Here is a 13,500-nt window from a genome sequence, read left to right as displayed (position 1 = left end):
CACGGTACGTCCGACGCGCGTTTCGCGGGTCCGACACAATCGGAGCATGACGGTACGCACTCCCGACCCGAACCCCGGCTGGCTGTCGGACCACGACCTCGACGAGACCCGCAAGCGGGTCCCGATGCTGTACGTCGAGGCCGTCCCGGTCCGGATGGATCCCGACGGCCTGGTGACCGAGATCGGACTCCTGCTCCGTGGCTCCACCGAGACCGGAGCGATCACCCGGTCACTGGTGTCCGGCCGGGTGATGCACGGCGAACGCGTCCGCGACGCGCTCATGCGCCACCTCGAGAAGGACCTCGGGCCGACTGCGTTCCCGGTCCTGCCGGTCAGCACGGTGCCGTTCGCCGTCACCGAGTACTTCCCCTGGCCGGGCGTGTCGCAGTTCTCCGACGTACGCCAGCACGCGGTCGCACTGGCGTACGTCGTGCCGGTCTCCGGCGAGTGCGAGCCGCGCCAGGACGCGCTGGAGCTGTCGTGGCTCAGCCCGGAGGAGGCTGCGAGCGACGCGGTCGCGGGCGAGATGGAGGGCGGCCGCGGCGCGCTGCTGCGTCAGGCCCTCGGCCACCTCGGTCTGCTCACCGGCTGACTCCGCTCCGGCTCCAGACGCCGTCCCCGCACGCTCGTGCGCCTGACGGTCTCCGTAGCCGGCTGGGCATCTCCGCACTCGGCGACGACGGTTTCCGTCGCCCGGTGCAGGAGTTCCCAGTTGGCTACGGAGTCTGCCCCGCGCCCGCCCGGAGTGCGACGCGGGGCGGATCGGAGTCTGCCCCGCGCCGGCGCGGCGGGAGCCGGGCGAGCCGGCACCGACGCGGCCGGCGTCAGTGGACCGCCTTCAGGCCCACGACACCGCCGACGATCAGGACGAGGAACAGCACGCGCAGCGCGCTCACCGCTTCCTCGCCGGTCGCCATCGCCCACACGACGGTGAGCGAGGCGCCGATCCCGACCCAGACGGCGTACGCGGTGCCGGTCGGCAGCGAGCGCATCGCGTACGCCAGGCCGACCATGCTCGCGGCGAGGGCGACGCCGAAGACGACGCTCGGGGCGAGCCGGGTGAAGCCCTCGGACTTGCCGAGCGCGGTGGCCCAGACGGCCTCGAGGACGCCGGAGACGACCAGAACGATCCATGCCATGACGATGACTCCTTGGTGAGCGGTTGGCTGTGCGGTGTGCACTGCGCCGTCTTCGCCTCACCGGGTACGTCGCGCTCGTCCGGAGGCGGGGCCTCGATCGCTCGCTGCGCTCGCGCCTCGACCATCCGGTGGTGTGGGACTGTGCTTGCGCCCCGACCGTCGAATGGGCCCTGCCTCTGGCCAGGATAGCCAAGGGTGCACGCGGACCCAAGCACGCGTACGCTGACCATATTACGAGATCGGAGTCTCACGATATGGACGAAGCGCCGCGCCCGTGGGTGATCCTCGCCGTGGCGACCGGTTCGCAGGCCGCCGGCGCCTGCTTCGGGCACGGCATCGCGTTCCTCATCCCGGCGATGCACGAGTCGGGTACGAGCCTGGCCCAGGCCGGGACGATCGCGGCGATGCCGTTGATCGGCACGATGCTCACCCTGGTCGCGTGGGGCGCAGCCGCCGACGCGTTCGGCGAACGGATCGTGCTGGTGATCGGCACCGCCGGCACCGCGCTCACCGCCGCGCTCGCCGCCCTGGAGGCCGACGACACCATCGCCCTCGGGACGCTCCTGCTCGTCGGCGGCGCGTTCGCAGCCAGCACGTCGGCCGCGTCGGGACGGATGGTCGCCGGATGGTTCCCGCCGCGGCGCCGGGGCCTCGCGATGGGCGTCCGCCAGATGGCGCAGCCCCTCGGCGTCGGACTCGGCGCCGCGACGATGGCTCCGCTGTCGCTCGCTCTCGGCGTCGGCGCGGCCCTCTGGGTGCCGGCGGGTGTCGCCACCCTCGCTGCCCTCGGCTGCGCCGCCCTCCTCGCCGACCCGCCTCGCCCGCCTCGCGCCGAGGCCAGCAGGGCCGGAGCGCTCACCCACCCGTACGGCGGTGGCTATCTCGTGCGGATCCACCTCGCGTCGATGCTGCTGGTGATTCCGCAGTTCACGGTCTGGACGTTCGCGCTGGTCTGGCTCGTCGGCGACCTGGGTTGGGCGGCCGGTGTCGCGGGCGCGTTCGTCGCCGGGATGCAGCTGCTCGGCGCACTCGGCCGGATCGGCGCCGGTCAGGTCTCCGACCTGGCCGGGAGCCGGCTGCGCCCGATGCGCTGGATCGCGCTGCTCGCCTCGGCGACCATGCTCGGGCTCGCCGTGACCGACCGGCTCGGTTGGGACGTCGCCGCCGTCGTCCTGCTCGTCGCCGCCACGGTCGTCACCGTCGCCGACAACGGTCTCGCCTACACGGCGATCGCCGAGCACGCGGGACCCTACTGGTCGGGCCGTGCGCTGGGCGCGCAGAACACCGGCCAGTACCTCGCGGCCTCGGCGGTGCCGCCCGTGCTCGGCGCCCTGGTCGCGACCGCCGGGTTCGCGGCGACCTTCGCGGTGGTCGCCGCGTTCCCGCTGATCGCCGCGCCGCTGACGCCGGTCGAGGGCGAGGCCGCATTCGCCGAGCCTGCGGACGCGGCGCGCCCGCCTTCCTGAAGTTACCCACGAGTAGTATCTTGGGGTCACCTTACCCCCGGGCCCGGCGCGGCAGGGGCTAAGGTGCGCTGAAACCTACACTCTGCTTGCAGGAGCCGAAACGATGCAGGTCCTCGCGATCGTCGTGTCCCTCGGGCTGACCGTCGTCACCATCCCGATCCTGGTGAAGGCCGTCCTCGACATGACCTCCGTCATGCGCAAGGGTGCCCCGGCACCGGGCCGTACGGGCAACCCGTCCGGGCGCACCTGGACGATGCTCAAGGAGACCGTCGGCCACACGCGGATGCTCCAGTGGACCTGGATCGGCATCATGCACTGGTTCGTCTTCGCGGCCTTCCTGTTCCTGTCGACGGCGGTCGCGGGCGCGTACTTCCAGCTCTTCGATCCCGAGTGGGTCTGGCCTGTCTTCGGCCACTGGTACCCGTACGAGTGGTTCGCCGAGTTCATCGGCCTGCTCAGCACGATCGGGATCGTCGCGCTGATCGTCTACCGCCAGGTCAAGCACCCCCGTCGCCTCCAGCGGGGCAGCCGGTTCTTCGGGTCGAGCTTCTGGCAGGCGTACTTCGTGGAGATCCTCGCGCTGCTCGAGGGCGCGGCGATCCTGTTCATCCGGGCCGCGGAGTACAGGCTCGGCGGCGAGTACGCCACCCGCGCGCACTTCCCGATCAGCTCGTGGATGACGCCGATGTACCCGTCGTCGCACGAGTCGCTCGAGAACATCATCTACTTCATCGCGATGTTCAAGATCGCGCTCGCCATGGTCTGGCTCCTGGTGATCGCCCGCAACATCACGATGGGCATCGCCTGGCACCGGTTCACCGCCTGGTTCAACATCTGGTTCAAGCGCGAGGACGACGGCGGCACCGCGCTCGGCGGCGCGAAGCCGCTGATGATCGACGGCGCACCGCTCGACCTCGAGACGCTCGAGGACATGGACGAGGAGGCGTTCGGCAAGCTCGGTGTCGGCAAGGTCGAGGACTTCTCCTGGAAGGGCATCCTCGACTTCACCACCTGCACCGAGTGCGGTCGCTGCCAGAGCCAGTGCCCCGCCTGGAACACCGACAAGCCGCTCTCGCCGAAGCTCCTGATGATGGGGCTGCGCGACCACGCGTACGAGAAGATCCCGATGCTCGACGTCGCCGAGGACGCCCGGACCGAGCAGCAGACCGCCGAGCTCGAGCGCCCGCTGATCGGCGACGCCGACATGTACGGCGTGATCGACCCGGACGTGCTGTGGTCCTGCACGAACTGCGGCGCCTGCGTCCAGCAGTGCCCCGTCGACATCGAGCACGTCGACCACATCGTCGACATGCGGCGCTACCAGGTCCTGGTCGAGTCGAACTTCCCCACCGAGCTCAACAACATCTTCAAGGGGCTCGAGCGCAAGGGGAACCCGTGGAACATGTCCCCGAAGAACCGGATGGACTGGGCCAAGGACCTCGACTTCGAGGTCAAGCAGGTCGGCGTCGACGTCGAGGACCTGTCCGAGGTCGACTGGCTGTTCTGGGTCGGGTGCGCCGGCGCGTACGAGGACCGCGCGAAGAAGACGACGCAGGCCGTCGCCGAGCTGCTCGACACCGCCGGCGTGACCTTCGCCGTGCTGGGCGACGGTGAGACCTGCACGGGCGACTCGGCCCGCCGCGCCGGAAACGAGATCCTGTTCGCCCAGCTCGCGATGCAGAACGCCGAGGTGTTCAAGGAGACGAACGTCAAGAAGGTCGTCTCCACCTGTGCGCACTGCTTCAACACGCTCAAGAACGAGTACGCCGAGTACGGCGTCGAGCTCGAGGTCGTGCACCACACCCAGCTGCTCAACCGGCTCGTCCGCGAGGGCAGGCTGACCCCGGTCGCACCGGCCGCAGGCTCGGTCGCGGGCAAGAAGATCACGTACCACGACCCGTGCTTCCTCGGCCGCCACAACCAGGTGTACGAGGCGCCGCGCGAGCTGCTCAACGTGATCCCGAACGCCGAGTTCGCGGAGATGCCGCGCAACTCCGAGCGGTCGTTCTGCTGTGGTGCCGGCGGCGCCCGGATGTGGATGGAGGAGACCCTCGGCGAGCGGATCAACCTGAACCGCACGCAGGAGGCGATCGACACCGGCGCGGACCAGATCGCGGTCGGCTGCCCGTTCTGCCGCGTCATGCTGTCCGACGGCCTGACCGCGAAGCAGGCCGACGGCGAGGCGCGCGAGGACGTCGAGGTGCTCGACGTGGCGCAGCTGCTGCTCGCCGGCGTGAAGCGTGCGGGCGACACCGATCCGGCCACGCAGCCCGGTGAGGCGGAGGCCGCGACGGAGGCGACGATGGCCGGCACGGCGACCGCGGTGATGGACCGGCCGGAGCACGCGCCGCTCGACTCCCCGTCGCCCGCGACGCCGGAGGAGAACGAGGCGATCGCCGAGGAGTCCAACGTCCACGTCGACGACGAGGGCAAGGGTCACCCGCACCCCTGACACACGCACCGACCCCGATTCGTCGAGTTCCGGTCGGATCCGGAGGCGCGGTTCGCGCCGCAAGTCGACGAATCCGGGTCGGTACGGGCGGGGTCAGGCGTCGCGTCGGCGGACTGCCAGCGCGGCCAGGCCGAGCAGGACCGCGACCTCCGCGGCGAACACCCCGAAGCTCGGCCACGCCTCCCACAGGTTCGGGTTGAACGGGACCGGCGACGCGATCACCGCGCCGGCGTTGCCCGGCATGGCTCGCTCCAGGAACAGCCCGAGGTCGCCCGGGACCAGCATCACCATGTTGCCGACCACGAACACGACCGCGATCACGATCGTGATCGCGCCGGCCGTGTGCCGCAGCAGGAAGCCCACGGCGAGGGCGAGCAGCCCGAGCCCCGCGAGGTACAGGCCCGAGCCGTACATCGCACGCAGGACATCGCCCTCCAGGGCCAGCCCGACACCTTCGCGGTCGAGGAAGTAGTTCCCGCCGAGGTAGCCGGCCAGCGCCGTCAGCGTCCCCGCCACGAACAGCACCGCACTCACCAGCAGCGCCTTCGCCCACAGCACGTGGCCACGCTTCGGCACGGCTGCGAACGTCGTGCGGATCATCCCGGTCGCGTACTCGCTCGTCACCGCGAGCACGCCGAGCACCACCGCCGTGACCTGGGCGATCATCATGCCCCAGGTGATGAAGGAGCCCGGTGACTCGTCGGCCTCGTCCGAGGCGAGCCAGTCCGCGTTGCCCCAGCACATCAGGATCGTCAGACCAGCCCCGAGCACGACCAGGCTCACGAGCGTCCACCAGGTCGACCGGACACTGAGCAGCTTGATCCGCTCGGCGCGCAGCACGTCGCGGAACGTCGCGCGGTACGCCGGGGTGCTCACCTGCGTACGCTCCCGTGTCGTCGCGGTGCTCATGCCGCCACCTCCTGCTTCGCCTCGTACTCGACGCTCGACGCGGTCAGCGCCATGAACGCCTCCTCCAGCGACGATCGGACCAGGGTGAGCTCGTGGATGCGGTGACCGGCGGAGTGGAGCAGGTCCCCCACGCCGCTCGGGTCCAGGTTCTGCACCCGCAGCTCCCCGTCGACGCGGGCGACGTCGGCGCCGGTGAGCTCCAGCACCGCGGCGGCCTCGGCCAGGTCCGGGGTGCGCAGCCGGACGTACGACGCGGAGTGCTGCGCGATGAAGGCGTCCGTCGAGCAGTCCGCCAGGATCCGACCGCGTCCGATCACCAGAAGGTGGTCCGCGGTGAGAGCCATCTCCGACATCAGGTGGCTCGACACGAAGACCGTGCGGCCCTCGTCCGCGAGGCGGCGTGCGAGCGCGCGGACCCAGCGGATGCCTTCGGGGTCGAGCCCGTTGACCGGCTCGTCGAGCACCACGACCGGAGGGTCGCCGATCAGGGCGGCCGCGATCCCGAGGCGCTGGCCCATCCCGAGGGAGTAGCGCCCTGCGCGCTCGTCGGCGACCGAGGAGATCCCGACGAGGTCGAGCACCTCGGTCACGCGCCGGGCTCCGATGCCGTTGCTGGCCGCCAGCCACCGCAGGTGGTCCCGCGCGGAGCGACCCGGGTGGAGCGCGCCGGCCTCGAGCAGCGCTCCGATCTCGCGCAGCGGTGCCGGCGACTCGGCGTAGCGGTGCCCGTTGACGCTCACGGTGCCTGCGCTCGGTGCGTCGAGTCCCAGGATCATGCGCATCGTCGTCGACTTCCCGGCCCCGTTCGGGCCCAGGAACCCGGTGACACGGCCCGGCTCGACGGTGAAGTCCACCTGGTCGACCGCGACCTTGTCGCCGTACGTCTTCGTCAGTCCTCGGGCGCGGATCATGATGTCGCCGCCCCCGGCCTCGTGCTCAGCGTTGTCTCATCCATGTCTCCAGCGTCCGCTCGGGGAGCGCCGGATCCCATCGGGGAGGATCCCCCAGCAACCCTGAGCCGCCCCTGGGACACCCGCAGGCGACCCTGAGCCGAGCCCGCTCGCGCACGACTGCGCGGCCGTCAGCGCTCCGGGTACGGGGGGCGCGCCCCGGTCCGCGTGACCGCGACCGCGGCCGTCTCCGCACCGCGGCGCATCGCGGCCTGCGGGTCGAGCGCGTCCACGACTCCCGAGAGGTAGCCGGCCGCGAACGCGTCGCCGGCACCGGTCAGGTCCCGCACCTCGGCCTGCTCGGCCCGCTGGCGGACGTGGAACCCGTCGGGGGACATCTGCAGCGAGCCGGTGGCGCCGAGGGTCGCTACGACCGCCGGGTAGAACCGCGCGAGCTCGGCGACCGCGCGGTCGGGATCCTGCTCCGAGGCCATGAACCGCAGCTCGTCGAGATTCGGCAGCACCACGTCCGCACCGCGGGTCCACTCGAGGAAGCGGTCCACGCCGCAGTCGCGCAGGAACGCCAACGACGCCGGGTCCACCGACACCCCGGCCCCCCGGTCGTGGGCGCGCTCGACGAGCTCCTGCACCACCGGCCGGGTCGTGGGGTCGAAGAAGGAGTAGCCCGTCAGGTGGAGCCAGCGCACGTCGCGCCACGCCGACAGCGGGACGTCCTTGGTCGACAGGCGTGCGTTGGCCCCGCGGTCGACGTACATCGTGCGCTCGCCCTGCGTGTCCAGCGTGATCACGATCGTCGCCGTCGGCGCGGCGGCGTCGGCCGCGATCCGCGCCTCGACACCGAACCGCCCGAGCGACTCGGTGTGCCGCGCCGCGCCGTCGGCGCCGGCACGGCCGACGAACATGACGTCCACGCCGAGCCACCCCAGCCAGGCCGCGACGTTCGCCGCGGACCCGCCCTCGCGCCGGCGGATCCGGGCGGGGGTGTCGCTGGCGGGAGTCACGGCTGCGAGCGGACGCACGATGACATCGTCGACGACGTCGCCGACCACGAGGATGCGTGCCATGGCGCGAAGGCTACCGACTGAATAATCGGATGCGCTGGCCCCACGCGCCCCCTAGGCTCCTTCTCAGCCGTTCACACACGACGAGAAGGGGGGGCCGACCATGGACTGCATCGCAGCCACGACGCCGATGCGCCGGGACATCACCGGAGGCGTACGCACGCTCGGCCGCGCCCCGCTCGTCGCCGCGGGTTCCTCGCCGCGACTTCTGTGGTGCGCTCGCGCCACCGCGGGACGTCGTACGGCCGACTTCGTCGCCGCGTCCTGACGCCGCGGCCCTCGGGGCCGCCACGACCGCCGGGCTGTCCGCCCGGCGCTCCCTCCACTCACCGACCTGCCGGTGCGTCGCCTGGCGCGCCGGATCGTTCCGGACCACGAGGACACGCCATGAACGAGCACACCCATCTCCTGCTGTACGACTACCGCACCCGCGAGGTCGAGCGTCGGCTCGAGCGGCGCCGGCTGGGCCGGCACGGCCGGCCGCGTCGCCGCCTCCGCCAGCGCACCGCGGCACGGCTGCGTGCCCTGGCCGACCGGCTCGAGCCACGCGGCACGTCCGGTCTCGCCGGTGCCTCGCGCCGATGAGACGCGCGCGCGGCTTCACGACTCCCCGCTCGGGACGGCTCCGACCGCCGTCCCGGCGGGGAGTCTCTGTGCGTCCGGGCCCTACCGTCGGCGCACCACCAGCACGACCGTGTCCACCCGTGGGCGCGGGGTGAAGGCACGCCGCGGCAGCGTCCGACCGAGCTCGAAGCGCCACCGACCGGCTCGCCGGACGGCGACCCCGCGCTCCACGATCGTCCTCGCGGCCTGCCTCTGCAGCACCAGGTGCGCACCGACCAGCGCCGACCCGGGAGCGAGCAGCAGGCGCAGCGACGCCGACGTCAGCGAGAACGGCGGGTTCGCGACGACGCGGAAGGGGCGACGCGGCAGGCGCAGGTCGCGCAGATCCGCCGGGACGACCGTGACCCCGCTCCCGTCGAACCGCTCCCGCAGGGCCGCCGCCCGACGAGGGTGCTTCTCGACCGCGAGCACCCGCGCACCGGCGTCGACCAGGTGCCGGGTGATCGCTCCGTCGCCGGCCCCGAGGTCCACGACGAGCTGACCGGGCCGTACGTCCGCGTCCGCGACCAGCGCGGCCGCGAACGGATCAGCGAGGGCGTGCCACCCCCAGCTCCGCCGGCTGCCGGCGGGCACGGCGCACCGCCATGATCGTGCTCATGCCCCGACCGTACGGGCCGGCGCCGCTGCGGTCACCTGGTTATTCGCCCCGGGGTCACCTGCGCGCCGACCAGGCGGTGGCGATCTGCGCGCCGACCCGGATGTTGTTCGCGGCGATCTCGAGGTTGACCTCGAGGCTGCTCCCCTGGGTCAGCTCGACGATCCGGGCGAGGAGGTACGGGCTGACGTCCTTGCCCGAGATCCCGTCGCGCTCGACCTCGCCCAGCGCCTGCGCGAGCGCGCTGTCGTGGACCTGCGGGTCGAGCTGATCGGCGAGCGGGAGCGGGTTCGCGACCAGGACGGCGCCGTCCCGGCCGAGCTCGTCGTTGGCCGCCATCACGCCGGCGACCGTCGCGGCGTCGGGCACCGACCAGTCGAGCTGCTCGCCGGAGCTCGTCAGCCAGAAGCTCGGGAACTCGTCGGTGCGGTATCCGAGCACCGTGATGCTCAACGTCTCCAGCCGCTCGAGCGTCGCCGGGATGTCGAGGATCGACTTCACTCCGGCGGAGACCACCGTGATCGGCGTCCGCGCCAGCACGGGAAGGTCGGCCGACTCGTCGAACGTCCGCTCGGCGCCACGGTGGACGCCGCCGAGCCCGCCGGTGGAGAAGACCCGGATCCCGGCCTTCGCCGCGAGGTACGCGGTCGATGCGACCGTGGTCGCGCCCGACCGGCCCGTCGCCATCGCGACCGGGAGGTCCCGCACGCTGACCTTCGCGACCGACTCGTCCAACGCGATCCGTTCGAGCGCCGACGCGTCGAGCCCGATGTGCGGCTCACCGTCGACCACGGCGATCGTCGCCGGGACCACGTCGCGCTCGCGCAGGATCGCCTCGAAGTCGCGCGCGGCATCGAGGTTGCGTGGGCGGGGCAGTCCGTGCGAGATGATCGTCGACTCGAGCGCGACGACGGGACGGTGCTGGGAGAGGGCCTCGGCGACCTCGGACGCGATCTTCATGGGGCCCATTCTGACGGGCGTGCCCACACCGTCGCCGGGCCGAGGGTCAGGCAGGCCCGGCGATGTTCACCATCCACGCCACGCCGAACTTGTCCGTGAGCATGCCGAACTCGTCACCCCACGGCGCCACCGCGAGCGGCATCGTCGCGGCTCCGCCGTCGACGAGGCCGTCCCAGTAGCGGTGCAGCATCTCGCTGTCGCCGGCGTCCCCGCTGAGCGACACCGAGAAGTTGTTGCCCACCTCGTACGGCATGGAGCTGGGGGTGTCGGCGGCCATGAGGGTGAAGCCGGCCTCGGTCTCGAGCTGGGAGTGCATGATCTTGTCGGCCTCGGCCGGATCGTCCGACGCCTGGAACTCCGCGAACGTACTGCTCGTCAGCTCGCCTCCGAGCACGGACTGGTAGAACTCCATCGCTTCGCGTGCCTGGTCGCGAAACGAGAGGTACGGGTTGAGTCGCGCGGTCATCGGGCACCCCCACCGACGCCGTCGCAGCGCCCGGGTCCGTCCCGGGACTCAGCGTCTACGCGTCAGCGTAGGACGGCGCACCGACAACGACGTCGGGGTTGCGGGTCAGATCCGCGTGCGGTGGAAGTTCGCGTACGAGCGGGACGGCGTCGGGCCCCGCTGGCCCTGGTACCGCGAGCCGTACCGCTCCGACCCGTACGGGTGCTCCGCGGGTGAGGAGAGCCGGAAGAAGCACAGCTGCCCGATCTTCATGCCGGGGTAGAGCTTGATCGGCAGGGTCGCGACGTTCGCCAGCTCGAGGGTGACGTGCCCGTTGAACCCGGGATCGACGAAGCCCGCCGTGGCGTGCGTGAGCAGACCGAGACGCCCGAGGGACGACTTGCCCTCGACCCGAGCGGCCACGTCGACCGGCAGACCCACGCGCTCGTACGTCGACCCGAGCACGAACTCGCCGGGGTGCAGGATGAAGACCCCGTCCTCGGCGAGCACCTCCTTGGTCAGCTCGGCCTGGTCCTCGGCCGGGTCGATGTGAGGGTAGCGGTGGTTCTCGAAGACCCGGAAGTACTTGTCGAGCCGTACGTCGATGCTCGACGGCTGCATCATCGACTCGTCGTACGGGTCGACCTCGATCCGGCCGCCGTCGATCTCGGCACGGATGTCGCGGTCGGAGAGCAGCACGGCACGAACCTAGCAGCCTCCGCGCACGGCACCGGAGCAGCGCGTCCGCCGCAGCGTCCTCAGTCCACCAGCACCGCGTACAGGATCGGCGCGACGACGAACGCCGCGACGCCGGTGGCGATGTTGACGGCGTCGAGAACCGGGTCGAGGCGCGCGAGTCTCCGCCCGGCCCGCCCGAGCCGACCGAGGGCGATCTGCCGTACGTGGTGGGTCCAGCGCAGCTCGCGGAACGCCCGGACCAGGTGGAGCCGGTCGAAGAAGATGCCGATGCTGCGGCCCGGGTTGGTGCGCGGGGCGAGGTTCTGCTCGTGCGCGAGCGCCAGCGGGACGGCGAGCAGGAGCGCGGCCCACCCGGCCGCCACCCTCAGGACGACCCCCAGGACCAGGCCCGCCCATGTGGAGGTGAGCGCATCCCCGACCGAGCTCGGCGAGGCCCAGTCGACCGCGACGTCCACGTCTCCGTGCGCCAGCCCTGCGGCGACGACGCCCAGGAAGACCCCGGTGAAGAAGACCCAGTAGCTGGACTTGCGCACGAACCAGAGGATCAGCAGGCGGGACGGGTCGGCCGTCCCCGGGAGCAGGGCTGCCGCGGGCTGGACCCGGGGGTCGACGCCGCCGGGGCCGACGAGCTCGGAGCTGCTCGCTCGCTGCACGTCGCGGGGGTTCAATGGGCGCACCCTCTCCTGCTCGGCGATGGTGTGGTGAGCATAGGGCGAGGCGGTCCCGGGTCGCTCGCGTCACGGGTTCCCCGGGCACGCGAGGGGCCGCCAGGGCGGGACGGTCCTAACCTGGGACGATGACGCGCGACCCGAACGTTCCCGACGCGTTCGACGTCTACACCGTCGTCGTCCTCCGACGGCCGCAGGACGCCCCCGCGCTGTCCGACGCCGAGCTCGACGAGCTCCAGACCCGGCACCTGGCCTACCGGGCCGGGCTCGCACGCGACGGCGTCGTCGTGGCCAACGGGCCCTTCGACGCGCAGAGCGACCCGGCGCTGCGCGGCCTGTCGATCTTCGCCTGCGGCCCGGCGGAAGCGGCCCGGCTGTCCGACGCGGACCCCTCCGTCCTCGCCGGCCGGCTCGTGTACGACGTGATGGAGTGGTGGGTCGGCGCCGGCTCGCTGGCGTTCCCGCGCACCGGCCGGGCGGTCGGCGAACGGCGCACGATGCCGGAGGACTGATCCGCCGGATGCACGACGAAGGGCCCGCCCTCACGAGGAGGACGGGCCCTTCGGCCGTGGAGCGGGTGACGGGAATCGAACCCGCGCTGTCAGCTTGGGAAGCTGATGTTCTGCCATTGAACTACACCCGCGAGGTGCACGGCTCGCGCCGCTCCGCACACTATACAGACGCCGCCCGGCATGTCGGAGGCCAGCCTGGGCGCGAGCGAGGACCTGTCACCGTGTCGGCTCCGCGAGACCCTCGATGGCGATCAGGGCCGTGAATCTGGTGAAGTGTCGCGGGTTGTCAGTCACGATCACATCGGCGTGGTGCGCGAGCGCGACCGCGACGACGTTCGCATCGTGCACCTGCTTGCCCGCGGTCGGGTGGCCGGCGAGCAGCTCCATGAGGAGCCGCGTCGAGGTGACGCCCTCACTCAGCAGCTCCATGTCGTCCAGGATCTGCTCCACGTTGCCCACCGCATCGGAGGGCTCCAGGCCGAAGCCGTTCGCATCGAGCGGCCTGGTCGCGACGGCGAGGTACTCACGCACGATCTGCGGTGTGAGCGCCAGTCGCCGGCGATCGGTGTCGAGCAGGTCGGTGGCAGCCCTGTGAGCATCCCGGCTGCGATCCGTCGCCGCGAGCAGCACGTTCGTGTCCACCACGACGAGCGCGGCCGGGTCACCGCTCGTCATCGTCGTACAGATCGGCCCGCTCGAACGGACCGGTGGCACCCGTGTCCACGGTGCGAAGCCTCAAACGTCGCGGGCGTGCGCCTGTCACCGGCTCGGCTGCGGCCCGCTCGAGCACGTCGCGGAGCTCCTGCTGGACCGAGTGGCCGTGGCGGGCGGCCCGACGCTTGATCGCCGCGACCGTCTCGTCCGGAACGTCGCGGATGTGGAGAGCGGGCACACAGCGATGCTAGCACTTTCGCTAGCACGGCAGGCCGGCGCGCGTACCGGCGACGTCGGATGATCGAACCGACGGAGTGGCATGGCGGAAATGTTCTTTCCTCCAGCCGAGTGGTGGCGTGCGAGGGACGCGGTTGACGTCGATGGCGCGCCCATCGTCAATGGTTC

The 13,500-nt window shown here is 71.7% G+C and carries 17 protein-coding genes, 1 tRNA gene and 1 riboswitch; of the genes, 6 read left to right on the top strand and 12 right to left on the bottom strand.

What is annotated here, in order from left to right; translation table 11 throughout:
* Positions 1-46: 46 nt before the first annotated feature.
* On the top strand, positions 47-592 hold the full coding sequence (locus CLV56_RS10860; RefSeq protein WP_039346887.1) for an NUDIX hydrolase family protein: 546 nt from the start codon (positions 47-49) through the stop codon (positions 590-592).
* A gap of 232 nt (positions 593-824) precedes the next feature.
* Here the strand turns inward: CLV56_RS10860 and CLV56_RS10855 are convergent, their stop codons facing one another.
* Complete coding sequence (locus tag CLV56_RS10855) at positions 825-1,139, bottom strand: DMT family transporter (protein ID WP_039346891.1); 315 nt, start codon at positions 1,137-1,139, stop codon at positions 825-827.
* A 40-nt stretch (positions 1,140-1,179) separates the two neighbouring features.
* A riboswitch (guanidine-III (ykkC-III) riboswitch) is annotated at positions 1,180-1,249 on the bottom strand.
* 144 nt (positions 1,250-1,393) lie between these two features.
* Between CLV56_RS10855 and CLV56_RS10850 the strand changes: the two genes are divergently transcribed.
* The gene (locus CLV56_RS10850) at positions 1,394-2,605 is read left to right on the top strand and encodes an MFS transporter (protein WP_039346893.1); all 1,212 of its coding nucleotides are present in this window, start codon (positions 1,394-1,396) and stop codon (positions 2,603-2,605) included.
* 103 nt (positions 2,606-2,708) lie between these two features.
* Complete coding sequence (locus tag CLV56_RS10845) at positions 2,709-5,057, top strand: (Fe-S)-binding protein (RefSeq protein WP_100414808.1); 2,349 nt, start codon at positions 2,709-2,711, stop codon at positions 5,055-5,057.
* A gap of 93 nt (positions 5,058-5,150) precedes the next feature.
* On the opposite strand, the gene CLV56_RS10840 is transcribed toward CLV56_RS10845, so the two are convergent.
* The 3 genes from CLV56_RS10840 to CLV56_RS10830 form a co-directional block, all read right to left on the bottom strand.
* Positions 5,151-5,966 (bottom strand): ABC transporter permease subunit, encoded by an 816-nt coding sequence (locus CLV56_RS10840; protein ID WP_039346896.1) that lies wholly within the window; start codon positions 5,964-5,966, stop codon positions 5,151-5,153.
* Positions 5,963-6,877 (bottom strand): ABC transporter ATP-binding protein, encoded by a 915-nt coding sequence (locus CLV56_RS10835; RefSeq protein WP_039346898.1) that lies wholly within the window; start codon positions 6,875-6,877, stop codon positions 5,963-5,965. The genes CLV56_RS10840 and CLV56_RS10835 overlap by 4 nt, the downstream gene beginning before the upstream one ends.
* A gap of 170 nt (positions 6,878-7,047) precedes the next feature.
* Positions 7,048-7,941, bottom strand: coding sequence for a carbohydrate kinase family protein (locus CLV56_RS10830; protein ID WP_039346899.1), 894 nt, complete (start codon positions 7,939-7,941; stop codon positions 7,048-7,050).
* A 100-nt stretch (positions 7,942-8,041) separates the two neighbouring features.
* Between CLV56_RS10830 and CLV56_RS20605 the strand changes: the two genes are divergently transcribed.
* Entirely contained in the window at positions 8,042-8,206 is a 165-nt protein-coding gene (locus CLV56_RS20605; RefSeq protein ID WP_157805138.1) for a hypothetical protein, read from the top strand.
* A 119-nt stretch (positions 8,207-8,325) separates the two neighbouring features.
* Positions 8,326-8,523 carry a hypothetical protein gene (locus CLV56_RS10825; RefSeq protein ID WP_039346901.1) on the top strand — a complete coding sequence of 66 codons (198 nt, stop codon included), beginning with the start codon at positions 8,326-8,328 and terminating at the stop codon, positions 8,521-8,523.
* 81 nt (positions 8,524-8,604) lie between these two features.
* Here the strand turns inward: CLV56_RS10825 and CLV56_RS10820 are convergent, their stop codons facing one another.
* From CLV56_RS10820 to CLV56_RS10800, 5 genes are all read right to left on the bottom strand, one after another.
* On the bottom strand, positions 8,605-9,135 hold the full coding sequence (locus CLV56_RS10820; protein ID WP_100414807.1) for an rRNA adenine N-6-methyltransferase family protein: 531 nt from the start codon (positions 9,133-9,135) through the stop codon (positions 8,605-8,607).
* Positions 9,136-9,214: 79 nt separating this feature from the next.
* On the bottom strand, positions 9,215-10,117 hold the full coding sequence (locus CLV56_RS10815; protein WP_245857758.1) for a pseudouridine-5'-phosphate glycosidase: 903 nt from the start codon (positions 10,115-10,117) through the stop codon (positions 9,215-9,217).
* Between the two features lie 46 nt (positions 10,118-10,163).
* Positions 10,164-10,583: a VOC family protein gene (locus tag CLV56_RS10810; protein WP_039346905.1), complete on the bottom strand. Its 420-nt coding sequence runs from the start codon at positions 10,581-10,583 to the stop codon at positions 10,164-10,166.
* Positions 10,584-10,688: 105 nt separating this feature from the next.
* Positions 10,689-11,261 (bottom strand): dCTP deaminase, encoded by a 573-nt coding sequence (dcd, locus tag CLV56_RS10805; RefSeq protein ID WP_039346907.1) that lies wholly within the window; start codon positions 11,259-11,261, stop codon positions 10,689-10,691.
* Positions 11,262-11,320: 59 nt separating this feature from the next.
* On the bottom strand, positions 11,321-11,929 hold the full coding sequence (locus CLV56_RS10800; protein ID WP_157805137.1) for a hypothetical protein: 609 nt from the start codon (positions 11,927-11,929) through the stop codon (positions 11,321-11,323).
* Between the two features lie 128 nt (positions 11,930-12,057).
* Between CLV56_RS10800 and CLV56_RS10795 the strand changes: the two genes are divergently transcribed.
* Positions 12,058-12,441 (top strand): YciI family protein, encoded by a 384-nt coding sequence (locus tag CLV56_RS10795; RefSeq protein WP_039346910.1) that lies wholly within the window; start codon positions 12,058-12,060, stop codon positions 12,439-12,441.
* A 57-nt stretch (positions 12,442-12,498) separates the two neighbouring features.
* Here the strand turns inward: CLV56_RS10795 and CLV56_RS10790 are convergent.
* The 3 genes from CLV56_RS10790 to CLV56_RS10780 all read right to left on the bottom strand — a co-directional run bounded on the left by CLV56_RS10790 (position 12,499) and on the right by CLV56_RS10780 (position 13,333).
* Positions 12,499-12,572: transfer RNA gene (locus tag CLV56_RS10790), tRNA-Gly, on the bottom strand.
* An 85-nt stretch (positions 12,573-12,657) separates the two neighbouring features.
* Complete coding sequence (locus tag CLV56_RS10785; protein ID WP_039346912.1) at positions 12,658-13,116, bottom strand: type II toxin-antitoxin system VapC family toxin; 459 nt, start codon at positions 13,114-13,116, stop codon at positions 12,658-12,660.
* Positions 13,103-13,333, bottom strand: a complete 231-nt coding sequence (locus CLV56_RS10780; protein ID WP_039346913.1) for a FitA-like ribbon-helix-helix domain-containing protein — start codon at positions 13,331-13,333, stop codon at positions 13,103-13,105. The genes CLV56_RS10785 and CLV56_RS10780 overlap by 14 nt, the downstream gene beginning before the upstream one ends.
* Positions 13,334-13,500: the final 167 nt, after the last annotated feature.

Source organism: Mumia flava, assembly GCF_002797495.1.
Taxonomy (GTDB): domain Bacteria; phylum Actinomycetota; class Actinomycetes; order Propionibacteriales; family Nocardioidaceae; genus Mumia; species Mumia flava.
The sequence above is the reverse complement of the archived record's forward strand: the minus strand, read 5'-3'. Positions and strand labels throughout refer to the sequence as shown.